This is a genomic window from Segetibacter koreensis DSM 18137, from assembly GCF_000374045.1.
In the GTDB taxonomy this organism is placed as follows: domain Bacteria; phylum Bacteroidota; class Bacteroidia; order Chitinophagales; family Chitinophagaceae; genus Segetibacter; species Segetibacter koreensis.
Map to the genome: position 1 here is coordinate 1 of NZ_KB893334.1, position 21,011 is coordinate 21,011.

Sequence of the window (21,011 nt, forward strand, 5' to 3'; positions counted from 1 at the left end):
CGCAAGTACTGATCGTTTAAGAACAGGGCAGCATTCCAGCTACGTTTGTGTACATCAAGACCCACAAAAATTGTTTGTTCGTCGAAGTTTGCTGTAACTTTATTCATGGCGTTTAGATTTAGTTGTAACCAAGATTGTTACTTGTAGTCAAAGTTAAATTTGATCTACTTCGCTGTCTAAACGCCACTTTTTTTATAGCATAAGGGCTTTATAAAAATTGTGGGTGGACGTTAAGCCTTCGACAATATCTTTAATCAACAGGGGGACTGCCAATGCCATCCCTGCATAAATACCTGCTCGTTGTGCAAAATCCCCTGCTTGCTGCTTTCAAAACCCTTTTATAGTAATTATCAAAAATTGGTAACCTTGTTCAAAACGTGTTGACAATGGGAAAAAATACTTCTGTTTCCTTAGGGGACTATTTTGAAGATTTTGTTGAAAACAGAGTTGCAGAAGGCCGGTATAAAAATGCAAGCGAAGTACTTCGTGCCGGACTACGGCTTTTAGAAGAGGAAGAAAACAAGAATGCCGCGTTGAAAAGTGCCATTCAAGAGGGAATAAATAGCGGTGTGGTGAAAAACTTCAACCCCAAAAAGCATGTTGAAAGTTTAAAAGCCAGTAAAAAGCAAAATGGCTAAGTATTTTCTCACTAAGAAGGCGGGAGAAGATTTTTCAAAGATTTAGGAGTACACTTATGAAGTTTCGTCGGAAAGCCAGGCTGAAAATATTATGACCTTTTGACCAGCTCTTTTCAGGAGATTGTTCAAAATCCCAAAATCGGCAAGAACTATGATGAAATCGATAAATTCATTTTCGGACTTCGCCTAGCCAAACACATCGTGTTTTATCGGATGGGCCTATCCAATGACATTGAAATCCTGAGAAGTTTACACCAGCGAATGGACTTGAAAAACCAAATTGACGAATAGGACTTCCCACAACATGCATGTTTATGTAATACTAGCGGAAGAACATGAACCAATCCAACTCTCTTCTTAGCAGTTGTACTTCTCTTATCTGGTAGTTAGGTGTTATTCGCATAACAGGATAGTCTAAAGACAACTGCTGTAACCAGTTTATAAAGTTGTGGCTCCAGTTACGGTTATCATATTGAGCAGGTATAGGAATACCTACATAATCAAGAAAGCTTTTTACCCTGTTTTTGCAGCATACCAGGTCCCGCCATATTTTTTTGCGCATGCGAACAAGGTGCCGATCGGCTTCCTGCTTAGGGGAAGGAACATAAATAGATATTAATTGGCCTTTTGCAAGAGCACGTTATGTGCTATGCTTTTGGAATAACCTTATATTCATAACTAGAAAGGCAAACCTATAATGCCATGCTCACTAGCCTCGTCATATCAAGTATTTTCCTTAACCCCTGTTCGTTTTCACTGTTACGCATTTTTTAAAATTTATTGGTTATTTCATATATTTCTACGCTTTTTCTTTTTAGTCTTTTTCAGTTGGTAAGGGACATAGTAGCCTCCTTGTATAGGTCGCAGTAATTCGTCTGCTGTCCTTCCGAAATCATTCGTCTTAAGAAGGTCTTTGATGGAAGTTTGTTCTTTGTAGGTAGAATTGTTTCGGTTCTCTCGATGACGTACTGTTAGTTGCTGTTTTTGACCATTATTTTGATTTAAATGATCGTTTTCGCCACATCTTTCCTGGATGCCTTTTGCGGAGTATTGTTTGCCTAAGTCACTGCCGTTAAATACACATTTTGTTTTGTGGTCTACATAGGTCACGCCATAAATAACCCCTTCCTTATTTTGTCTTATGAAAGTGTGTATTCCTTCTTTTTGAAGTGCTTTTTCAAAGGTTAGCAAAGACTTTTCCGGCTGTTTTAATAATGCCAAATCAATTGCATTTTTAACCCTTGCTTTGTGATTCTGTCGAGCTGCTTCATTAGGGTTAAATCTTTCCTGAATATATTTTAAAGTTGGCTTATTGTAGAAAGAACTTGCTTTAATTGGAACTCCTACAGGATTTCCCTTTTCATCGAGAATTCGGTAAAGCAAACCTTCATTTTTATATACTCTTGAACCTTCACTACCTCTGTCTGCTAATACATTATATTGTTGAAGTACTGCATTTAATTCAGCAAGAGAAGTGTACTTATAAGTATTAAGTACGTTATCGAGAACATTTACAATCGCTCGTCTTGATTCAGATCGGCCGTACTGCACTTTCTGAGCATATGCTGACTTGAGTTCGTAAGGCTTCGCTTTCATACCTTCGGCCTTCACCAGCCTATAATCATTCTCGATTTCTTTGCGGGCTTTTTCCGACTGGATACGGCCAATATTATTAGTATCTATTCGACTGCCGTCAGCACGTACTTTTAGAGATACAATATGAATATGAGGATGTCCGGCATCATTATGTTGGTATACTAGATAAGGTTGTTCTCCAAAGCCTATTTTTTCCATATACCTATTCGAAATTTCTTTCAATTGCTCTTTAGAAAGTTTTTCAAAAGGGTCGAAATTGAGGGATATATGAACACTGTTTCGGGTTACATTTTCATTTAGGGAAGCTTGTTTTAGGAGACGATTTAGCTTTTGATTAAACGCAATTTTTTCGAAATCTATAGGATAATTTACAGCTGAAATAAATTCTGCTTTGCCTTCTTTAACCTTGTTTTCATTGTAGTTTAAGATGCGGTTAATAGAGTGCCCTGTTTTGATTACTGCAACCATTTTTCGGCTATTTTTTGAATGTTATTTTTTATTTCATCCACCTTGTTTAAAAGAATTTCTTTGTCCAGTTCATAAGCTATAATCCATTGCCGGAATTCGGGGATTTGTTGCAGCGTATGCAGTTTTTTTACGGCCTGATTAAAGTTGTTTCCGAGGCTGTTTAATTCGTTTCTTAGCTTTATTGCCTCTGCCATTAAGTCATCTAAAGATTTGTTTCGATAGATGGTGACTATAGGCTTATTAAAAATGCTTCGCCTAACATAGTCACTTAATTTTCGGCAAGTACTTCCTTTCCATTTCTTTACAATTTGCTCATATTCTTTAGTAGTAAGTCGAACGCCTATAATTCTGCTTCTTGATGAATTTTTGTTGTTCATGGCTTTTATTTTAGATGTTACTAGCTCTGCTCTTGTTTCACTGCTCCACCTACGACTTCGGAGTAAGGGTGGCAAGATTCGGTTGTTTAACAACCGGACATCTTGCAGATTGCAGGAAGGTGGCAATCTGCAAGTCTTACAGTGTTTTTTCTCTTTTTCATAATTCCGCCCTATTTTCTTAACCGAGCGATATTGACAATTTTCTTACTAACGCTAATAGGGTAGGGGTTTAGAAGGCAAAAGTTATTAGGACTATATTTTAAGCCTTTTCTTCTGACCTTTTGCAATGTTCATTATCCAATCATTTAAGTCTTTTTAGTTTTTATACAATCGGCTTTCATCTTTGTATTTTTTTCAAAGAGATAATGCATATTGGGTGAATTTTTGTCCTGTTTTATCATGATCTAAATACAGTTTGATATGGTCGTGTTTCTCCATAAACCCGCGCGCTTTTTCAAACAATGACAGGGAGTTTAAGACGACATAATTGGCATGGATAGGTGCCAAGTTTTTCTGAATTGAAACGAAAGAAAGGAAGTTGAAAAAACCTTCAAAAACAATAGCTTCTTTTGCTACGAGGTCAAATGTTTTTATGTCTTTTGGAGTGCTACTTAATTTAGAATATTGGTTTGCGTAGTTCAAAACCTCCGGCATCGTTTTTAAACCCTATGCCGAAATATTTTTTATCATTCAAACTATAGCATACTTCTTTGCAATATTCCTTTGCAACTGTAATTGGAATTCGTGGGTGAGTTGAGTACCGTTCAAGAGCGTAGGAAGAAAGAGTTTTTTCACTTAAGATTTCTATTTTGCCTTCAGTGTTTTCTCCACTCACTTCTGCTGGTGACGTAGCAGCCTGGTGAAGAGAAAAAGTGTCTTTAGTTCTTGCAGAAATTCACCTACTGTGCAGTTGTGATAAAGGATGGCAAAATCGATCACATTTCCTCCCTTGCCAATGCCGTGATCATACCAATAATTCAATTTGCTGTTTACCTTGAAAGAAGGCCTTTTCTTCACGTAAAGGAGATAAGTACCAATAGTCGAAATTTTTAATTTTTGCAGGTGTGACATAGTCTAGAAACGTACTTTACTGTATCCTTTTCTTGAGCCTAAAGTACTTGTAAGCGTAGGCAAAAGTGGCGCACCAACGGAAATAAACGGCCTTACTGCCCTGGACTTTCTCCGTAATTGTTCCTGACCTAAAAAAGTTATTCACCCGAATTTTAAAACATAAGATGATCAAAATTGGATATTCCTTTTCCCTCCCTCTAACAATTTTTGGATATCGTCATAATCGTAAAAATGAATACCGCCAATTTTGGTATAAGGGATAACGCCTGTTGACTTCAGGGTCTGCAGAGTGCCAGGAGAAATTTTAAGAAGTCTCCTTACTTCATGTGACTTTAGCCACTTCTTAGGCAAAACTACGCTTTGCATCTTAAGGGCTGATAAGAGCTCGTCTAATAGCTGTTTTCTGAACTGCTGCAAGTCCTCGATAGTTATCAACTGGTGAGCAAAGATTTTTTGAGGAAAAGCCTCGTCTGCTTTCTTGAATATTCTTTCCATGGCGCACTTTTTTCTGTTTTATTTTAATGGTAATTCTGAATCTTCGCATCGTTTTAATTCCAAACGATAGGTATTAGAAGACCGAAAATAGTTAGGCTTTAAATAGCAAACAATCCTGACTATATTTTGAACAGGACTGTGGCGTCAAAAAGGATATTTAAAATTATTTTACTTCAATAGTTTTTTTTAAGAATTTTGGAATTTCTGACTAGTTACGTAAGATTGTCTGCCTGCCTTTTTATATCGTTATATGACATATCTTGCTGTGTTACCCCTAACAAACCTTTAGATAACTTCTGCTTCAATAATTGCATGTCATGACTTAGCTTACTTTCAATCACCTTGGCATAGACTTGAGTAGTTGTGATTTTAGTGTGTCCTAACATCTTACTCACCGATTCAATTGGTACGCCATTAGACAAGGTTATAGTTGTGGCAAAGGTGTGCCTGGCAAGGTGAAAAGTCAGGTTTTTTTCTATGTCACACAGGTCGGCCATCTCCTTCAAATACCCGTTCAATCTTTGGTTAGAGATTTTAGGAAAGAGACTTCCTTCAGCCAAACTCTTTGGATTGTTTTTATACTTTTCTATGATGTCTTTTGCCTTTGGTAGTAATGGGATTTTTACAGATGTTGCAGTCTTTTGACGATGTGTGATGATCCACTGATCTCCGTCAATCCCTCTTAGTAAATTAGTAGGGTTGAGATTCATGGCATCGGTATACGCAAGTCCAGTGTAACAACTGAAAATAAAAAGATCTCTTACAAATTGCAACCTTTCAATATTGAAGCTTTTCACTTCAATTCTTTCAAGTTCCTTTTCCGTGAGATAACCTCTTTCATATTTGGTAAATTTGATTTTATAAGCACGAAAAGGATCTTTCTCCATCCATTCGTTTTTAAGTGCAACGTTAATCATTTTACGGAAGCGCTCCATATGTTTCATTACCCCGTTGTTTGAAAGAGGTTTATGGTGGTCTAGTGGCTTAAAGGATTTCAAAAAATATTCAAAGTCCATCACAAATTTGTAATTCACATCCTTTAACGAAATATCCGATCTACGTAGTCGGTCCCTTAGAAATTTTTGCAAATATTTCTGCGTAGTAAAATAATTTTTGAGTGTGCCCCATGCGATGCTATCCTTCATATCCTGATTGTGATAGGTAACTAACTTAATCAGCGTGATATCTTCGTCATCTTCGCCGTAATAAGCCTTTCTAAAAGTCTCGGTCGTAATAACTTTTTTCTTTAAGGTCATTTCACGATAGCAATCAACATAGGAGGCGCGCATCTGCTCCAGGTAATTGTTCAGTATTTTGAATTCTTCTTTTTTAGGTTTCGCCATTCCCTTGGCCTCGTTCCAATCGTCAGGTTTGATTTTTTGCTTCATAGCTATCTCTATTCTTTTGCGCATAATTGTAATGCGGGCGTAAATAGGAAGTTGCTCATCCTGCAGCCTGTCTTTTCTCAGATGAAAAATGACACTGAAAGTGTTTGATCTCGTTTCCATTTCTTACAAATTTTTTTTGTTTACCAATGGCTCTTGATATTTAGGCTCAATTTGTAACCTCGAAAAGCTTCAAAAAGCCCTAAAACATATCAAAAACAATTAAAATGTTTTAAAATAACTATTTGAATTACAAGGAGTAACAAAGGATTCGGTTACCAAACATACAAACACCGTTCTGGTAACCGAATTGGTAACGCGAGATTTGAAGAAATTTGATAAGAATTAATATAGCCAAAAAACAAAAAGCCCACAAAATCAATGTTTTATGAGCTTTTTAATTTGTAATGAAACCGCTGTTGTCGGGATGACAAGATTCGAACTTGCGACCCCACGCCCCCCAGACGTGTACGCTACCGGACTGCGCCACATCCCGCACTACTGGTAATCAAGTCGTTGAAATAATTTATTTGCCTGAGATTACCATCTTTGTGCTGCAAATATAAGGGGTTGCAGTGTATATAGCAATGCATGGTGCGTCATTTTCCCATATCAAACCAGTATTAATTATCGGATGAAGGGAAATCGATTTAGGCCGGTGCCATGTCTTTATTAGTTAGTTTAATTCCTTTGATGTATTATTAATGATATTTTAAAAACAACAGTTAAGCCTTCTGAATAACCAAAGGCGAAACATGCCATATAGGTAATATTAACTATAGACTTAGTTGTATTATGAAGGAGAGGAATGCTTTTAATTGTCGTCAATAATTCGAAATTCAGGAATAAATATTTCAACCCCGACGCCGCTAAGAAGATTAAACCTGCGTTTAAAGCTTCTTCCCCGGTTTTAATAATTTTATCTATATCTGATTGAGGTCCTTTTATAGCACGAGACCATCCAAAGCATACACTTGCAAGACCAATAAAAATTGCAAAGCCGTAATTAGTTAGGCTTGTTGTATCTCGATCTGGTCTAAAGAAGGCATCGAGTATTACATACAATCCAATTGATATTAGAAAGACGAATGCTGATAGCTGAATAATGACGGGAACTTTCTTCAATAGGTTAGTTTTAATAAGGCTACAAAATAACAATATAGTCTTATACAGAGTTAGTTCCTTCAAAGAAGCACCAGCTAGATACTAAAGAATGCACGCGCTACATGCAGTTTTGTACATAACGATTCAAAATCCAGCCAGCCCCAGTGCAGTTTGTAAAAATACACAAGAGTTACAGTAATGTAACCCTTTATTATTCAATAAGTTTATTAACAGAAAATATTTATTCTTCATCTTGCCCCCCAGACGTGTACGCTACCGGACTGCGCCACATCCGGATCTATTTGCTAACCATATTTGTTTAGCGGGAGGCAAATGTAAATTGATTTTGTAAAAAACGGCTATCTTGCGCTAAATTTTCTTTTCACTACATGAAGCTTTTATTAAAGCAAGCAACTATACTTGACCCATCTTCTCCTTATAACGGATTAATAAAGGATATTTTAGTAACTGATGGTATTATTGAAAAAATAGAGAATTCTATTGTTAATGCTGATCATAAAGTTATTGAAGCAAGTGGTTTAATGGTATCAAATGGATGGATTGATATTTTTTCCCATTTTAACGATCCGGGGTTTGAATACAAAGAGACCCTTGAAACAGGAGCAAAAGCTGCTGCTTCAGGCGGATTTACTCATGTCTTTGTTTTACCTAATACACAACCCGTAGCAAGTAATAAAACAGCGGTTGAATACATTGTACAGAAATCAAAGTCACTTGCCGTAAATGTTGTGCCAATTGGAGCTATCACAAAAAACATTGAAGGCAAAGAATTGTCTGAAATGTATGATATGTACAACAGTGGTGCAATTGCTTTTTCTGACGGATTACAACCAGTACAAACGCCTGGGTTATTGCTAAAGGCATTTCAGTATGTAAAAGCAATAAACGCGGTACTTATTCAGGTTCCCGTTGATAAGTCTATTTCGAAATTCGGCCTAATGAACGAAGGCATTACAAGTACCCGGTTAGGATTGCCAGGCATACCCGCAATTGCTGAAGAGTTAATGGTAGCACGCGATATAGAACTGGCAAAATATACCGGTAGCAAACTGCATATTACGGGCATATCAACTGCCAAAAGTTTACAGGTTGTAATAGAGGCTAAAGCAAATGGTGTCAGTATTACTTGCAGTGTTACGCCACATCACCTTGCTTTTTGCGATGAAGATTTGGCTACCTATGATACAAACTTTAAAACTGATCCTCCACTGCGAAGTAGGGAAGACATGTTGGCGTTGAGACGTGGAGTCGAAGATGGAACTATTGATTGTATAGCGTCGCACCATTTACCGCAGGACTGGGACAATAAAACGTGTGAGTTTGAATATGCCGCCGCAGGCATGATTGGTTTAGAAACGGTGTTTGGTGTCATTAACAATATATTTCCGCATATTTCTGCAGGTAGTATAACTGATCTTTTAGGAAACAATGCACGTAACATATTTGGTCTTAACCAGTTTGTTATCAAAGAAAATGAAGTGGCAGATATAACCTTGTTCACAAAAGAAGGAGAATTCGTATACGACTCAGCAAGTATAAAAAGCAAGTCAAAGAATAGTCCTTTTATCAATAAGCAGCTAAAGGGAAAGGTGATTGGCATAATCAATAAAGACAGAGTATATTTGAATGATTAAAAAGTTTATTTATGGATAAGAAAATAACATCTTCGGCTGTAAAAGGAGTAATTATATCGCTGATTTTGATTGTTTTTTCTTTAATTATTCAATTTTTGAATCTTAGTAAGAACCGCGGTTTTAGCTCAATACAATTTATTATACTTATGGCCGGCATCATCTGGAGTGCGGTTTCTTTTTCTAAGCAAATGAATGGAAACGTCACCTTTGGCAGTCTTTTTACCCATGCTTTTAAAACGGCCGCTGCAGTTACTGCAATTATGGTCGTTTATGCTATTATATCTATAAAGTTTATAAGCCCTGAAACAATCGATTTAGCCTTACAGGAAGCACGTGCCGGAATGGAAGGGAAAAATATGTCAGATGACCAGATTGACCAGGCGTTAGCTTTTACCAGGAAATTTTTTATTCCTTTGACAGCAGGCGGTCTTTTATTGTCTTTTTTAATAATGGGAGTAATCGGATCGGTCATTGGTGCCGCTGTATCTAAAAAAAATCCACAACAAGGGCCTTTTGTACAACAAGGTTAATTTTATCAAGAATGGATGTATCTATCGTAGTTCCCCTATTAAATGAAGAAGAGTCGCTTACAGAACTTTGCGACTGGATAGAAAGAGTTGTAAATGAAAACAACCTTTCGTATGAAATTATATTAATAGATGATGGAAGTACAGATGATAGCTGGTATATAATTGAAAAACTCATTTCTGCCAATCCTCATATAAAGGGAATAAAATTTCAAAGAAATTATGGAAAATCAGCTGCGCTAAATGAAGGTTTTAAAGCATCGAAAGGAGATGTTGTAATTACGATGGATGCAGATTTACAGGATTCTCCGGAAGAAATACCTGAACTCAGGCGAATGATTATAGAAGATGGATATGATCTTGTAAGTGGATGGAAGAAGAAAAGATTTGATCCCCTTTCTAAAACAATACCTACGAAGTTTTTTAACGGTGTAACAAGAAAAGCCAGCGGTATTTATTTGCACGACTTCAACTGCGGCTTAAAATCCTACAAAAAAAAGGTGGTAAAAAGCATTGAAGTATATGGCGAAATGCATCGTTATATACCTGTAATTGCAAAGTGGGCAGGATTTAAAAAAATCGGGGAAAAAGTGGTAGAGCATAGCCCAAGAAAATATGGAACGACAAAATTTGGATGGGAGCGTTTTATTAATGGTTTTCTTGATCTTGCAACCATTACTTTCGTTAGCAAATTTGGAAAAAGCCCTATGCATTTCTTTGGACTGTATGGAACCCTTTGTTTTTTGATAGGGTTATGCATGGTTATTTACCTGATAATCGCAAAATTTGTAACGTTTGATTTCGCACTCACAAATCGCCCCTCATTTTACATTGCACTTACATCTATGATTATAGGGATGCAATTATTTTTAGCCGGTTTTATTGGAGAGCTAATCTCCCGAAACTCTTCTGAAAGAAATAATTATCTTATTGAGAAAAAAGTAGGAATTGTTTAAAAATCTTTACACGCAAATTCTATATTTCTGAAGTTTATTTTTACAGGTAAGTTTCGTTGTATTAAACGGCAAATGAAGTTCCGCAACCGCAGGTTTTACTCGCATTAGGGTTACTAAATGTAAATCCCCGGCTGTTTAATCCATCCTGAAAATCTATTTCCATTCCTAAAAGGTATATTTCGTGAGCTCTTGTCATTATACATTTAATGCCTGCTATTTCAAAAAACTCATCGCCTTCCTGTTTTTGATCGAAGCCTAAAAGATACGTCATTCCACTACATCCGCCTCCTTTTACGCCTACCCGCAAAAATTGACTATTATCAAATCCCGGCTCATCTATTATTCTTTTTAACTCAGCAACAGCTCCTGCTGTTAATGTTACGGGCGCTTCTATTGCTATATTCATTATTTTTATTTTTGGTGCAAAAATAGTAAAAACAAATTTTCTGTCTGCGCTTGCCGGTTTTCAACACATCATAATCGTGCTATACGTTACACTACTAAGATGAATTAAAATTATTTATAGATACGGAAGTAAAACAGTTCGTATACAAAACCGGATTGTTTTAAAAGTTATTCATCTTTGCAACTGTAGTATTGACAGGAATTTAAAAAATATTAATGTTTTAATAAAAATGTTAGGAAAATTATCAGGATGGGATGACACCATTGTAGCGCTTGCCACGCCGCAGGGCATTGGCGCTATAGGTGTGGTAAGAGTAAGTGGGAAAGACGCAATAAACATAGTAAATAATCTTTTTCCATCTAAAGACCTTTCCGCAAAGCCATCGCATACTTTACATGTTGGCATGTTGCAGCAAAAAGGAACGTCCATAGACCAGGTGGTTGTTTCTTTATTTAAAGCCCCATCATCTTATACCGGCGAAAATGTGGTGGAGATATCTTCTCACGGGTCGCCGTATGTTTTAGAAAAAATAATAGGTGCAATAACTGCTGAAGGCGCAAGGTTAGCAAAGCCTGGCGAGTTTACGCAACGGGCATTTCTAAATGCAAAACTCGATTTAACGCAGGCCGAGGCAGTGGCCGATTTAATATCAAGTAACACCGAGGCAAGCCGCAAACATGCATTGCAAAATATAAGAGGTGGATTTTCATCTATATTAAAAACGTTGCGCGACCAGTTGCTAAGCTTCTCTGCTTTGATTGAGCTAGAACTCGATTTTAGCCAGGAAGATGTAGAATTTGCTGATAGAAAACGGCTGCACAACATAATAGATGAAGCACAGAAAACAACGGCTGATTTATTATCGTCTTTTACATTAGGCAATGTAATTAAACACGGTGTACAGGTAGCCATAATAGGGAAACCAAACTCAGGAAAGTCTACCTTATTAAATGCGCTCTTAAATGAAAACAGGGCGATAGTAAGTGAAATTGCAGGCACAACACGTGACACAATTGAAGAAATACTAAATATTGACGGGATATTGTTCCGGTTGATAGACACGGCAGGAATCAGGCAGCATACACATGATATTATAGAAAATATTGGAATTGAAAAAAGCCTTGAAAAAATGAGCCAGGCTGATGTGGTAATTTACTTATTTGATGTAAATGAAATATCTGGTGAAGAATTGCAAATCATTATACACGAACTAAATGAAAAAAGGATTCATTATTTATTGGTAGGAAATAAAATAGACTTAAGTACAGATGAAATACTTGCAGAAAAGTTCTCGAACATCAATGTTTTATACATTTCTGCAGGAAACAAAAAAAATGTAGAAGTCTTAAAGCAACGGCTGGTGGATGAAGTAATTGGCGGAAATCTGAAAGCAGAAAGTACGATTGTATCAAATGCCCGACATTACGAAGCCCTACGGTTAGTACATCAATCGTTATCAGACATTCGCGAGGGAATGGATATGAATATTTCCGGAGATCTGCTATCGCTCGATATTAGACGCTGCCTTCATTACCTGGGAGAAATAACAGGAGAGATCACTAATGAAGATCAATTAGATTATATTTTTAGTAAGTTTTGTATCGGGAAGTAAATCGATAAATTTCGGTAGATATTTAAATAAAATCAAAAATATAAAGCGCTGTTTTACAGCGCTTTTTTTATCTTATTATATTTTTTTGTATGATTATTATTTGTATTTTTAGTGTCAGTTTGGACCCTATTTGTACCATGGAGGTAGCAACAATTTTTTGATGACAACATCGGTTGACAAAGTTTACACTTTTGAACACTTTTAAACTTTTTATTACTCTTTGATATGATAAAAGTTACACTAAGAGCAAAAGCCATTACCGGGGATCGAAAAAGCCTTTACTTAGATATTTACCCTGCTATCTTCAATCCTAAAACAGGTAAGAAAAGTAGAAGAGAGTTTTTGAACCTCTATATTTATGATCAGCCTAGAACTCTTGAACAAAAAAGACACAATAAAAAAGCGTGGCTTCAAGCAAGTGAAATTCTGATAAATAGACAGCAACTATTAGAAAAAGGGGAATATACCGACGCTGTTTCTAACTCCGTTGATTTGGCTAAAGAAAAGAACAAAAACGAAGAGATTTTGATTCAATTATTGCAGCAAGTACGAAATATGGAACAACAACTACTGGACAAATTAAACTTATGAGTTCGAAAATTGAATTACAACGGATTTGCCAACAATGCGGCAAAGAGTTTACTGCCAGAACTACCGTTACAAAGTTTTGCAGTGACAATTGCGCAAAACGGGCCTATAAGGTTAGGGTAATGGTTGCAAAAATTGCGGCAAGTAATATCGAGACGGAGACTATTAAAAATAAGACTTTAGAGGATTTAAAAGAAAAAGAGTTTTTAACGGTAAGGCAAGTGTCCAAACTTATTGGCTGTTCCAGGCAAAATGTATACAAGCTTATTAATGGGGGCAAATTAAAGGCGACAAATATTCTTCAGAAGAAAACGCTTGTTAAGCGATCTGAAATAGACAAATTATTTGAATAACCTTTTTAAGGCATAAATAACATGGCAATAAAGGTGAAATTAAGAAGAAAGCCAATTTCAGGTAAAAGGCTTAGTTTATACTTGGACTTTTATCCTGCCATTATCAATACTGATTCCGGTCAATTAACCAGAAGGGAATTTTTAGGGCTTTATTTGTTTGATACGCCTAAAACTCTGGTTGATAAGCAGCATAACAAAGAAACTCAAAGCCTGGCCGAACAAATAAGACAAAAAAGAGACAACCAACTAAATAAGCCCGAAATTTATACAGACTTCGAGAGAGAGCAACTCAAACTAAAAGAAAAGAGTAATCAGTCTTTTGTGGAGTTTTTCGAAAAATTGGCCAACAAGAAGAAAACGTCAAACTATGACAATTGGGTATCTGCCTTAAAATACTTGAAAAGATTTACGAAGGGTAACTTAAAGTTTGCTGATCTTAATGAAAGCTTTTGTGAGAATTTCAAAGATTATCTTTTATCAGCTCCCAATATGCGAGGTGGCAAAACACCGCTATCAAAAAACTCATCTTTTTCCTATTTCAATAAATTTAAGGCAGCCCTAAGGCAAGCATACAGAGACGGTTATTTACAAAGTGATCTTAACGCAAAAGTGAACCCTTTGAAGGCGGCTGAAACGCAACGAAAGTTTTTAACAATGGAGGAAGTGAACCAACTTGCCAAAACGGAATGCACTTTACCAATACTGAAAAAAGCAGCTTTGTTTTCGGCCATCACCGGTTTGCGTTTTTCTGATATTGAGAAAATGGTGTGGAGCGAACTTGAATTTATTAAAGGGCAGGGATACTTTATTCATTTTAGACAGGAAAAGTCAGAAGGCGTGGAAGCCATGCCCATTTCGGAGCAGGCTTTTGGTTTATTAGGAGAACGTAAAAAACCAACTGAGCGCGTCTTTGCTGGGCTTGTTTATTCAGCAGGGACAAATCGTCATCTATTTAAATGGCTTACTGATGCCGGTATTACTAAAAAAATAACTTTTCACAGTTTCCGGCACACGTTTGCAACACTTCAACTTAGCAAGGGTACCGATATTTATACTGTGTCGAAAATGTTAGGTCATCGGGATTTAAAAACTACGCAGGTTTATGCCAAAATTATTGATCAGACTAAAAGGGAAGCAGCTGATAAAATTCATTTAGACCTTTAAGCATTTAGAATGCAAATAATAAAAAGCATACAAAACAGAATTTACGAAATTAGAGGTGAAAGAGTAATGCTCGACTTTGACCTTGCGCAGCTTTATGAAGTGGAAACAAAAGCTTTAAACCAGGCTGTAAAACGGAACATAAAAAGATTTCCAGAAGATTTTATGTTTCGCCTAACCCTGGCTGAATGGCAAGCTATCCGGTCACAAACTGTTACCGCATCTAAAAGTGCCAATTCTATGAGGTCACAAATTGTGACCGCATCTCAAAGCAAACGCAATACAAATGTCACTCCTTATGCCTTCACTGAACAGGGAGTTGCAATGCTAAGTGGCATCCTTAATTCTGATAAAGCAATAAGTATGAATATTGCAATAATGAGGGCATTTGTCGAAGTGAGAAAGGTTTTATTGCAGCAGAATGATTTGAAAGAACAATTCAAAAATATAATAGAACGATTAGGTGAACATGATGTACAATTAAATCAAATCTATGATGCAATGGAAAATTTGTTGGACGAAAAAGCAGCTCAGAGAAAATGGGATGAAAGAGACAGGATAGGATTTAGAAAGTAACCACTCAGACGTATACCTTTTTATGCAGCACTTTAAGCAATTTATCATAAAACTACAAACAATTGATATAAAAATCAATCAGAGAAACGGTGTAGGATATAGCGACATAAAGCCTGAAAAAATCTATGACATTAGTCATGAAAACCCCTTTTTAAGTTCTTCCTTCGCTAATGAGATGAAAGAATTAAGGGAACTTGCTTTAACAGATATACTAATGCTGCAGCGCGAACAGATTGTTTTTCAAATGCGGAGATTAGGAGATATTAAAGATAACTTCCGAAGATTTTGGGAAAATTATAATAATTCATATGTTTCACCTTTAGATACATATTCTACTGATTTTTTTTGGAGGTTACGCCTCCATGAAATTTTCATTGCCCCCCATTCTACTTACCAGGATCATGCCGTTGCAAACAATAACTTAGTTAATGACCTTGAAGATACTATAACTGCAAGGGAAGATATCCTGGAACAATTTGAAGCAGCAGTGTTAAAGGCAATAGATTTACCTAAAGAAGAAGAAAAGAAAAATTATGTCAAGCAAAATAGGGAGCTTAAGTTAAGGCCAGTGTTTAGAAAGGAAATGGTAGCAGAGTTTTTTGAGATTATTAAAAATTATTTCCCGGAAAAAGACCACGAACCGCTTTTGCAACTTCTATCAACAAGCAAAGATGTGGAGGTACCTCTTTCATTTAATGGTTCTGGCAATCAGCTTGCTGATGCTTTCAAACAACTATATCTTTCCAAAATAATCGTTGGCTGCAACAAAACAGAGTTGGAAAGTTGGATACAAAAGAACTTCCAGTATAACGACAAGGGAGTGCAAAAACAGTACACCGAAAAATATTTGCAGGACATTGTATCGTCCAATACTAAGCCCTGTCAGTCTCCTTTGTTGGAGGTAAAAAGAATCGAAGGCAAATATTACCTGACAGTTTAGTTAAAAAACAATAAAAATCATAAATGATAGTAGGGTTTTGATGGGGAGAAGATGTTTTCCCCCTTGTAACCCTACTAAACAGAACATTATCATTGCGGCATAAAACAAAAATATGCTGTCATGGAACCACTAACATTTGAGCAATTACCCAACGCAGTAAGCGGGCTGTGTGAAAAACTAGACGCAATAGAGCAGTTATTACGGCAAGGAACAAGCCAGCCACAGCACGCTGATGAACTGCTGACTATATCTGAGGCTGCAAAGTTTCTCAATCTATCCGTTCCCACTCTTTATGGTAAAGTAAGCAGAAAAGAGATCCCTGTAAATAAACAGGGTAAGCGACTGTATTTCTATAAGTCAGAATTAGCAGACTGGATAAAAGCAGGCCGCAAAAAGACGATGGCGGAAATAAGACAGGAAGCGGAGCAATATGTAGGCTTACGAAGAAAAGGCTATCAACCGTAGCTTCTGAATTTTTGAAGTGAAGAGTACTGTAAACCTTCAGTGAAATATCCATGAGCGGAGCTCACTTAACTGGATGAAAATCGGGAGGCTGTTTATATTCATTTTAATTTTATTTAAAAGTTTATTATTATGAGAAACGATGTTATCAAAGCTTGTGGCCTTGATGTGCATCAGGCCTCTGTTACAGCCTGTATTATGCGTCAAGGGGTTGAGCGACAAATCAAGACTTTTGGTGCTACTACAGTTGAACTTTTGTCTTTAAAGGCATGGCTACAGCAACAAGACATTACTCATGTTGCCTTAGAAAGCACGGGTGTCTATTGGAAACCTGTGCTCAATGTTTTAGGTGAAGCATTCACTATCATACTTGCCAATGCCAGGCATATCAAAAATGTTCCGGGCAGAAAAACGGACGTTAAAGATTGTGAATGGATCTGCCAACTTCTTAGAGCCGGCCTTTTAGAAGCCAGCTTCATTCCACCTTCGCGCATTCGTGAACTTAGAGATATGATGCGCTATCAGAAAAAACTGCAGCATCAGTTAACTGACCAAAAGAACCGCATGCATAAACTCTTGCAGGAAGCTAATATCAAGATTACCTCGGTGCTTTCTGACATCTTTGGTGCAACCGGAATGCGCATACTTCGCTCACTTGCACAAGGAGTAACTGACCCTGAAGTGTTAAGCCAATATCTATCAAAGAACAAAAAATTAGTTTCTAAAATCGGCCAGGCTAAAGCAGCACTTACCGGTTGCTTTTCCAATCATCATCAGTTCCTGCTTCAAAGTCATCTTCGTTATTATGACTTTATAACTACAGAAATTAATAGCCTCGAGCAACAGACGGACCTAATGATAGAGCCGTTTAAAACAGAATATGATTTATTGCAAAGCATTCCGGGAGTAAAGGATAAAGCTGCAAAAACCATCATTGCTGAAATAGGAGTAGACATGAGTGTTTTTCCTACAAGCCAACACCTTTCTTCCTGGGCCGGTCTGTGCCCGGGAAACAACGAAAGTGCGGGTAAAAAAAAAGCTCTCGCATAACTCATGGTAACTCTTTTTTAAAAGCATTATTGATAGAATGTGCGTGGTCTTCGGTATTGGTAAAAAACTCTTATCTCCGCTCCAAGTTTTATCAACTCTGTTCGCGNATGGGAACTAAAAAAGCTCAGGTTGCTATTGCGCATAAAATACTAATTGCCTGTTGGCATATTTTAAAATATAAAGTCGTTTATAAAGACCTTGGCGAACCTTACTTAACTAAAGACAAACAAGAAAAAGCGACCAGGCACTATATTAAAAAATTGAAACAATTAGGGTATGAAGTACAACTGGCATCATAAGTACAAGGCCGATTCTTATTGGTGAAGCAATCCCGTCAGTGAAATTGATTTTGCCTGCTTATAAGCACTTAACATTGTACAGCTATAGTACGGGGAAGAAAATTTTTAATCTTTAGCAGGCGCACTTATGATGCTTTATTAGTCAAACTACAACCCTTACCCTTTTGCTTAACATCAACCATAACTGAGGTGGGCTGGTGAAGAAAAAGTATTTGCATAACCTATTAAGAATTTTCGGAAGAAAAGAAAAAAAATCTTCCATTTTTTCAGCAAATAAAAATTTTAGTCATGGAATATGTGCGTATTGGTACCGGTATTTGCTACAAAAAGGTCTCCATAAATTATAACTGTTACAATTAGCTATGGCGAGTGTATATGCATATCAAATCCAACAACTTTTGTTAAGTATATATCATAATGGGAAAGCTTAAGATATCACCTGCAACAGCCAAATGCATGGTTAAGCTGAGAAAACTATCGAAAGTGACACTTACTAAACTCTGAATGACTACATTTACTTTTATTTATTCTGTAGCTTTAGTCACCAAACTAAAAAACAACACATATAAATTTTACACCTTTGTTGCTCGTAATAATATTTATCGCGTGTAAAAATGATAAGGCAAAGGAACATAATACTAATACGCAAACAAACGGTCCCATTATTTACGACGATCCTTCGAGTCATTCATCTAATAGTTATAAACACGGTTCTTCAGAGGATTTTGAGGATGAAGAGGTTGAAGATGAAGAGTTGGTGGAAGATGATATAGATAATAGTAGTGACAATTTAGCAATAAAGAAAGGTAAATTGAAGGAGGATACTTACTCAGCCACTGTCGAGTATACTAATCCAAAAACAGGCTATTCTAATACCTATACTTTAGACGTAGATATAGAAGACAACGAAGTAACAGTTATACATTTCCCTAATGATGGTTACCTAGATGAGGATCACATAACTCCTGCTGAGCTTGATGAAGATGGTCATGTTGAAATTGAAGGAGAAGATGGGAAAACTTACGATATACAAATAGATTTATAGGTTCTTTTCACTAACGAAAGGTGGTCTCATAAGGAATTCCTAAATTAGATTTAAAAGAGGGTGATTGAAATTTGGTGTAGCATAAATGTTTGAAGCTTTTTGACGCTAACTAACAAAATAACTTTTGCAAAAATCTTGTTTAATATAATTGCAATCACAAACCCAGCAATTAAAACTGCGATAATACTCGTAAATGGGAAAGTAGTCGAAAAGATATTTACAGGAAAAAACAGTTCTACTAGGTTATAAAATCGGTAAGAATATAAAATATGAAAATTTATACTTGCCGTGACACTATTATTTGTATCAATAATAGACTGTAATTGTCTCAACTCCAATTCTTCTTTCTCTATTTTCCTGATTTCCTCATCCTTAATTTGTTTTAAATGGTAAAAATAAGCCTTTCCCTTAAATTCCTGGGTAGGTTATAAATAAAACTTGTACCCTTAGACGAAATACTATAAAACTTTTTTAAAAACTAGTAAGGGTTCTGTGGTCTCCGAATTGGAATACTCGTCTCGGTATAAATGAAGCAGTATGCGATGATGTTCAATAGGATAGTCAATGCCGTTATGATTGGCAATGTCAGCCATTTCAGTATCGCTAACACTTCTTCCGTAATTTTCAAAAAGAGTATTAAATGCAAAATTTAAGTAAGTTTCATCCATTAGCCACAATAGCCCATTTACTTGTTTTCTCGAAACTGGGAAACTTATTTCCGCAAAGGCTTAAAACGACAAGAGCCCCCTTCGAGGCTTACTGTGCCTTGTTTTTGCGCTTAATATAATTTATTACGGTTTATCTTCTGACGTCACCTCGGTCTCGATTTCTCTACCGTCGCTCGTTTTAATTATAGTCGGGTGTTCTGGGTCAAATACATCTTGTATGACGGTAACAGAATCGTCCGAGCCAGAAGCATTCTTCATCGAGTCAACTCTTCGCTGCCATTCAATCGAGTCAACTCTTCGCTGCCAATCTTGGACCTGAGCATCGGCTTGCTTAGCAAATTTTTCAGGATTGTTAATGGCGTCGTCCAGAGCCTTGCCGACGCTGGAGTAGCCGGCAATGTTCTGTTCGTGGTCGGTCTCAGTTCCTCTGAGCTCGGCAACAAATTCTGGTTCTTCAATGGCACCTTCGTCGGTTATCGACTTTTCGTTGTAGATCGTCCCTGAGAACCTAAAGACATCGCCCGGTTTCAACGTTCTGGCCTGGTCCTCGGGTACGTTGTCTACCTCTACCGTGATCTTGTTGCCATAGTTCTGGTTCTGTAGCTCCGGCGGCATGGCATTGTAGGGAAACATCGTGACGACTACGAAAGGCTTATCGTAATGGGCGTTGATCTCTTTTACCGACCCGAGCCAGTTGTCCATCGACCTCTTCTCGTTAAGATAAGCAAGTGCCTTCGTCCTGATTTCTTCCTTCACGATTTCATTGCCACTAGCTGCGGCGTAATCTTTCTGGAACTGGTGAATCGTTTTCAAGAATACCAATTGGTCTGCTGGCCTCGGATCGACAGCTGCAGCCTTTTTCTCAGCGGCGAGTTCTGCGTCGGACTTGCCGAAGACCCAGGACCCAATAAGGACTACGATACACAGCGCAGCTACGCTGAAGAAAACTTTTTTTCTCATGGTCATGTCTTTGACTCTCATTAAGGGTGTTTTGTTTTAGGTTTAAAGATTTAAGATATGTACATTCTTTCTATTTGAGTCCTGTAAAGAAAGTATTGCCAAGTGAATAGCTGCATGTGCAGTCCATTAAAATTATTTAATGGGTTAAGTAGAAATGAGATTTGAAATATCCATATCTTTTACATAAGGGGCCAGCGGATTAGTACTACTGAAATATTTTAGTATGGCAAATTCTAATGTATCACTATAAAAGACGATTTCAACATAAAAAGAATGCACCTGACCTATACGAGGATAAGTTATAATTGTATCTCTTGCAGGTAAATCCAAAAGGAATGATGAAGATGAAATAACAAAGGCATCTGCTGAGCGGTTGATAATTTTTAGCACCCCGTTTTCTTCCAAACGAGCAGATCCATATGTAACAAAACCGGGAACAAGGAAATAATTTGTGGTTGGATACCTGATTAACTCCTTGATAGAAATCGGTCGTATATAGACGTACAATTGCACCAGAAATGGGTCTTTGCGTTTCATCTGTCACAGAAATTTGCAAGCTCGCATTTTCCCTGACTGAACGTTTTCTACATGCAACGATGCATATGCTAATCACTCATAA

At 37.0% G+C, this 21,011-nt stretch carries 27 protein-coding genes and 1 tRNA gene; 15 read left to right on the forward strand and 13 right to left on the reverse strand.

The window, feature by feature from the left end:
- Positions 1-386 precede the first annotated feature (386 nt).
- Together B154_RS0115790 and B154_RS33930 are read left to right on the forward strand one after the other, a co-directional pair.
- Positions 387-638, forward strand: coding sequence for a type II toxin-antitoxin system ParD family antitoxin (locus tag B154_RS0115790; protein WP_018615227.1), 252 nt, complete (start codon positions 387-389; stop codon positions 636-638).
- A gap of 99 nt (positions 639-737) precedes the next feature.
- Positions 738-929 (forward strand): type II toxin-antitoxin system RelE/ParE family toxin, encoded by a 192-nt coding sequence (locus tag B154_RS33930; protein ID WP_211217506.1) that lies wholly within the window; start codon positions 738-740, stop codon positions 927-929.
- Between the two features lie 31 nt (positions 930-960).
- On the opposite strand, the gene B154_RS0115800 is transcribed toward B154_RS33930, so the two are convergent.
- From B154_RS0115800 to B154_RS0115840, 9 genes are all read right to left on the reverse strand, one after another.
- Positions 961-1,200, reverse strand: a complete 240-nt coding sequence (locus B154_RS0115800) for a hypothetical protein (protein ID WP_018615228.1) — start codon at positions 1,198-1,200, stop codon at positions 961-963.
- A gap of 227 nt (positions 1,201-1,427) precedes the next feature.
- Complete coding sequence (locus B154_RS0115805; RefSeq protein ID WP_018615229.1) at positions 1,428-2,702, reverse strand: relaxase/mobilization nuclease domain-containing protein; 1,275 nt, start codon at positions 2,700-2,702, stop codon at positions 1,428-1,430.
- The gene (locus B154_RS0115810; protein WP_018615230.1) at positions 2,690-3,079 is read right to left on the reverse strand and encodes a plasmid mobilization protein; all 390 of its coding nucleotides are present in this window, start codon (positions 3,077-3,079) and stop codon (positions 2,690-2,692) included. Before B154_RS0115810 ends, B154_RS0115805 begins: the two co-directional genes overlap by 13 nt.
- A 354-nt stretch (positions 3,080-3,433) precedes the next feature.
- Positions 3,434-3,733, reverse strand: coding sequence for a toprim domain-containing protein (locus tag B154_RS33420; protein WP_026260233.1), 300 nt, complete (start codon positions 3,731-3,733; stop codon positions 3,434-3,436).
- Between the two features lie 177 nt (positions 3,734-3,910).
- Positions 3,911-4,150 (reverse strand): hypothetical protein, encoded by a 240-nt coding sequence (locus B154_RS33425; RefSeq protein WP_026260234.1) that lies wholly within the window; start codon positions 4,148-4,150, stop codon positions 3,911-3,913.
- A gap of 168 nt (positions 4,151-4,318) precedes the next feature.
- Positions 4,319-4,645: a helix-turn-helix domain-containing protein gene (locus B154_RS0115825; protein ID WP_018615231.1), complete on the reverse strand. Its 327-nt coding sequence runs from the start codon at positions 4,643-4,645 to the stop codon at positions 4,319-4,321.
- 212 nt (positions 4,646-4,857) lie between these two features.
- A complete protein-coding gene (locus tag B154_RS0115830; RefSeq protein WP_018615232.1) occupies positions 4,858-6,153 on the reverse strand; it encodes a site-specific integrase in 1,296 nt (431 codons plus the stop codon).
- A gap of 299 nt (positions 6,154-6,452) precedes the next feature.
- Positions 6,453-6,526, reverse strand: a tRNA-Pro gene (locus B154_RS0115835).
- 185 nt (positions 6,527-6,711) lie between these two features.
- Positions 6,712-7,155 (reverse strand): hypothetical protein, encoded by a 444-nt coding sequence (locus B154_RS0115840; protein ID WP_018615233.1) that lies wholly within the window; start codon positions 7,153-7,155, stop codon positions 6,712-6,714.
- A gap of 368 nt (positions 7,156-7,523) precedes the next feature.
- Here B154_RS0115840 and B154_RS0115845 point away from each other — a divergent pair, with 368 nt between their 5' ends.
- Genes B154_RS0115845 through B154_RS0115855 form a run of 3 tightly spaced genes read left to right on the forward strand, consistent with a single transcriptional unit; the run spans position 7,524 to position 10,272 of the window.
- Positions 7,524-8,789 carry a dihydroorotase gene (locus tag B154_RS0115845; protein ID WP_018615234.1) on the forward strand — a complete coding sequence of 422 codons (1,266 nt, stop codon included), beginning with the start codon at positions 7,524-7,526 and terminating at the stop codon, positions 8,787-8,789.
- 11 nt (positions 8,790-8,800) lie between these two features.
- Positions 8,801-9,319: a DUF4199 domain-containing protein gene (locus tag B154_RS0115850; protein ID WP_018615235.1), complete on the forward strand. Its 519-nt coding sequence runs from the start codon at positions 8,801-8,803 to the stop codon at positions 9,317-9,319.
- Between the two features lie 11 nt (positions 9,320-9,330).
- The gene (locus B154_RS0115855) at positions 9,331-10,272 is read left to right on the forward strand and encodes a glycosyltransferase family 2 protein (RefSeq protein WP_018615236.1); all 942 of its coding nucleotides are present in this window, start codon (positions 9,331-9,333) and stop codon (positions 10,270-10,272) included.
- A 61-nt stretch (positions 10,273-10,333) separates the two neighbouring features.
- Here B154_RS0115855 and B154_RS0115860 read toward each other — a convergent pair whose 3' ends face one another.
- Positions 10,334-10,678, reverse strand: coding sequence for a HesB/IscA family protein (locus B154_RS0115860; protein ID WP_018615237.1), 345 nt, complete (start codon positions 10,676-10,678; stop codon positions 10,334-10,336).
- 229 nt (positions 10,679-10,907) lie between these two features.
- Here B154_RS0115860 and mnmE point away from each other — a divergent pair, with 229 nt between their 5' ends.
- The 10 genes from mnmE to B154_RS30800 all read left to right on the forward strand — a co-directional run bounded on the left by mnmE (position 10,908) and on the right by B154_RS30800 (position 18,764).
- Positions 10,908-12,290: a tRNA uridine-5-carboxymethylaminomethyl(34) synthesis GTPase MnmE gene (gene mnmE / locus B154_RS0115865; RefSeq protein ID WP_018615238.1), complete on the forward strand. Its 1,383-nt coding sequence runs from the start codon at positions 10,908-10,910 to the stop codon at positions 12,288-12,290.
- Between the two features lie 225 nt (positions 12,291-12,515).
- Positions 12,516-12,881: a hypothetical protein gene (locus B154_RS0115870; protein WP_018615239.1), complete on the forward strand. Its 366-nt coding sequence runs from the start codon at positions 12,516-12,518 to the stop codon at positions 12,879-12,881.
- The gene (locus B154_RS0115875) at positions 12,878-13,231 is read left to right on the forward strand and encodes a helix-turn-helix domain-containing protein (protein ID WP_018615240.1); all 354 of its coding nucleotides are present in this window, start codon (positions 12,878-12,880) and stop codon (positions 13,229-13,231) included. The genes B154_RS0115870 and B154_RS0115875 overlap by 4 nt, the downstream gene beginning before the upstream one ends.
- 21 nt (positions 13,232-13,252) lie before the next feature.
- Positions 13,253-14,395 carry a tyrosine-type recombinase/integrase gene (locus tag B154_RS0115880; protein ID WP_018615241.1) on the forward strand — a complete coding sequence of 381 codons (1,143 nt, stop codon included), beginning with the start codon at positions 13,253-13,255 and terminating at the stop codon, positions 14,393-14,395.
- A 9-nt stretch (positions 14,396-14,404) separates the two neighbouring features.
- A complete protein-coding gene (locus tag B154_RS0115885; protein WP_018615242.1) occupies positions 14,405-14,968 on the forward strand; it encodes an ORF6N domain-containing protein in 564 nt (187 codons plus the stop codon).
- A gap of 22 nt (positions 14,969-14,990) precedes the next feature.
- Positions 14,991-15,908: a hypothetical protein gene (locus tag B154_RS0115890; RefSeq protein WP_018615243.1), complete on the forward strand. Its 918-nt coding sequence runs from the start codon at positions 14,991-14,993 to the stop codon at positions 15,906-15,908.
- Between the two features lie 120 nt (positions 15,909-16,028).
- A complete protein-coding gene (locus tag B154_RS0115895; protein ID WP_018615244.1) occupies positions 16,029-16,373 on the forward strand; it encodes a helix-turn-helix domain-containing protein in 345 nt (114 codons plus the stop codon).
- Between the two features lie 129 nt (positions 16,374-16,502).
- Complete coding sequence (locus tag B154_RS30210; RefSeq protein WP_018615245.1) at positions 16,503-17,420, forward strand: IS110 family RNA-guided transposase; 918 nt, start codon at positions 16,503-16,505, stop codon at positions 17,418-17,420.
- Positions 17,421-17,527: 107 nt separating this feature from the next.
- Positions 17,528-17,719, forward strand: a complete 192-nt coding sequence (locus B154_RS31885) for a hypothetical protein (protein ID WP_018615246.1) — start codon at positions 17,528-17,530, stop codon at positions 17,717-17,719.
- Positions 17,720-18,299: 580 nt separating this feature from the next.
- Positions 18,300-18,764 (forward strand): hypothetical protein, encoded by a 465-nt coding sequence (locus tag B154_RS30800; RefSeq protein ID WP_157580810.1) that lies wholly within the window; start codon positions 18,300-18,302, stop codon positions 18,762-18,764.
- A 458-nt stretch (positions 18,765-19,222) separates the two neighbouring features.
- On the opposite strand, the gene B154_RS0115910 is transcribed toward B154_RS30800, so the two are convergent.
- From B154_RS0115910 to B154_RS0115920, 3 genes are all read right to left on the reverse strand, one after another.
- Positions 19,223-19,432, reverse strand: coding sequence for a hypothetical protein (locus B154_RS0115910; protein ID WP_018615248.1), 210 nt, complete (start codon positions 19,430-19,432; stop codon positions 19,223-19,225).
- Positions 19,433-19,555: 123 nt separating this feature from the next.
- Positions 19,556-20,413: a hypothetical protein gene (locus B154_RS0115915; RefSeq protein WP_018615249.1), complete on the reverse strand. Its 858-nt coding sequence runs from the start codon at positions 20,411-20,413 to the stop codon at positions 19,556-19,558.
- 123 nt (positions 20,414-20,536) lie between these two features.
- Positions 20,537-20,929 carry a hypothetical protein gene (locus B154_RS0115920; RefSeq protein ID WP_018615250.1) on the reverse strand — a complete coding sequence of 131 codons (393 nt, stop codon included), beginning with the start codon at positions 20,927-20,929 and terminating at the stop codon, positions 20,537-20,539.
- Positions 20,930-21,011: the final 82 nt, after the last annotated feature.

Bases quoted from the DNA above. Each gene is read 5' to 3' on its own strand.
- B154_RS0115845 (WP_018615234.1), top strand. From the start codon at position 7,524: ATGAAGCTTTTATTAAAGCAAGCAACTATACTTGACCCATCTTCTCCT.
- B154_RS0115875 (WP_018615240.1), top strand. From the start codon at position 12,878: ATGAGTTCGAAAATTGAATTACAACGGATTTGCCAACAATGCGGCAAA.
- B154_RS0115850 (WP_018615235.1), top strand. From the start codon at position 8,801: ATGGATAAGAAAATAACATCTTCGGCTGTAAAAGGAGTAATTATATCG.
- B154_RS0115895 (WP_018615244.1), top strand. From the start codon at position 16,029: ATGGAACCACTAACATTTGAGCAATTACCCAACGCAGTAAGCGGGCTG.
- B154_RS33425 (WP_026260234.1), bottom strand. From the start codon at position 4,150: ATGTCACACCTGCAAAAATTAAAAATTTCGACTATTGGTACTTATCTC.
- B154_RS33420 (WP_026260233.1), bottom strand. From the start codon at position 3,733: ATGCCGGAGGTTTTGAACTACGCAAACCAATATTCTAAATTAAGTAGC.
- B154_RS0115910 (WP_018615248.1), bottom strand. From the start codon at position 19,432: ATGGATGAAACTTACTTAAATTTTGCATTTAATACTCTTTTTGAAAAT.
- B154_RS30210 (WP_018615245.1), top strand. From the start codon at position 16,503: ATGAGAAACGATGTTATCAAAGCTTGTGGCCTTGATGTGCATCAGGCC.
- B154_RS0115915 (WP_018615249.1), bottom strand. From the start codon at position 20,413: ATGAGAGTCAAAGACATGACCATGAGAAAAAAAGTTTTCTTCAGCGTA.
- B154_RS0115805 (WP_018615229.1), bottom strand. From the start codon at position 2,702: ATGGTTGCAGTAATCAAAACAGGGCACTCTATTAACCGCATCTTAAAC.
- mnmE (WP_018615238.1), top strand. From the start codon at position 10,908: ATGTTAGGAAAATTATCAGGATGGGATGACACCATTGTAGCGCTTGCC.
- B154_RS0115870 (WP_018615239.1), top strand. From the start codon at position 12,516: ATGATAAAAGTTACACTAAGAGCAAAAGCCATTACCGGGGATCGAAAA.
- B154_RS0115920 (WP_018615250.1), bottom strand. From the start codon at position 20,929: ATGAAACGCAAAGACCCATTTCTGGTGCAATTGTACGTCTATATACGA.
- B154_RS0115800 (WP_018615228.1), bottom strand. From the start codon at position 1,200: ATGCGCAAAAAAATATGGCGGGACCTGGTATGCTGCAAAAACAGGGTA.
- B154_RS31885 (WP_018615246.1), top strand. From the start codon at position 17,528: ATGGGAACTAAAAAAGCTCAGGTTGCTATTGCGCATAAAATACTAATT.
- B154_RS0115810 (WP_018615230.1), bottom strand. From the start codon at position 3,079: ATGAACAACAAAAATTCATCAAGAAGCAGAATTATAGGCGTTCGACTT.
- B154_RS0115825 (WP_018615231.1), bottom strand. From the start codon at position 4,645: ATGGAAAGAATATTCAAGAAAGCAGACGAGGCTTTTCCTCAAAAAATC.
- B154_RS0115885 (WP_018615242.1), top strand. From the start codon at position 14,405: ATGCAAATAATAAAAAGCATACAAAACAGAATTTACGAAATTAGAGGT.
- B154_RS0115890 (WP_018615243.1), top strand. From the start codon at position 14,991: ATGCAGCACTTTAAGCAATTTATCATAAAACTACAAACAATTGATATA.
- B154_RS0115880 (WP_018615241.1), top strand. From the start codon at position 13,253: ATGGCAATAAAGGTGAAATTAAGAAGAAAGCCAATTTCAGGTAAAAGG.
- B154_RS0115860 (WP_018615237.1), bottom strand. From the start codon at position 10,678: ATGAATATAGCAATAGAAGCGCCCGTAACATTAACAGCAGGAGCTGTT.
- B154_RS0115855 (WP_018615236.1), top strand. From the start codon at position 9,331: ATGGATGTATCTATCGTAGTTCCCCTATTAAATGAAGAAGAGTCGCTT.
- B154_RS0115790 (WP_018615227.1), top strand. From the start codon at position 387: ATGGGAAAAAATACTTCTGTTTCCTTAGGGGACTATTTTGAAGATTTT.
- B154_RS0115830 (WP_018615232.1), bottom strand. From the start codon at position 6,153: ATGGAAACGAGATCAAACACTTTCAGTGTCATTTTTCATCTGAGAAAA.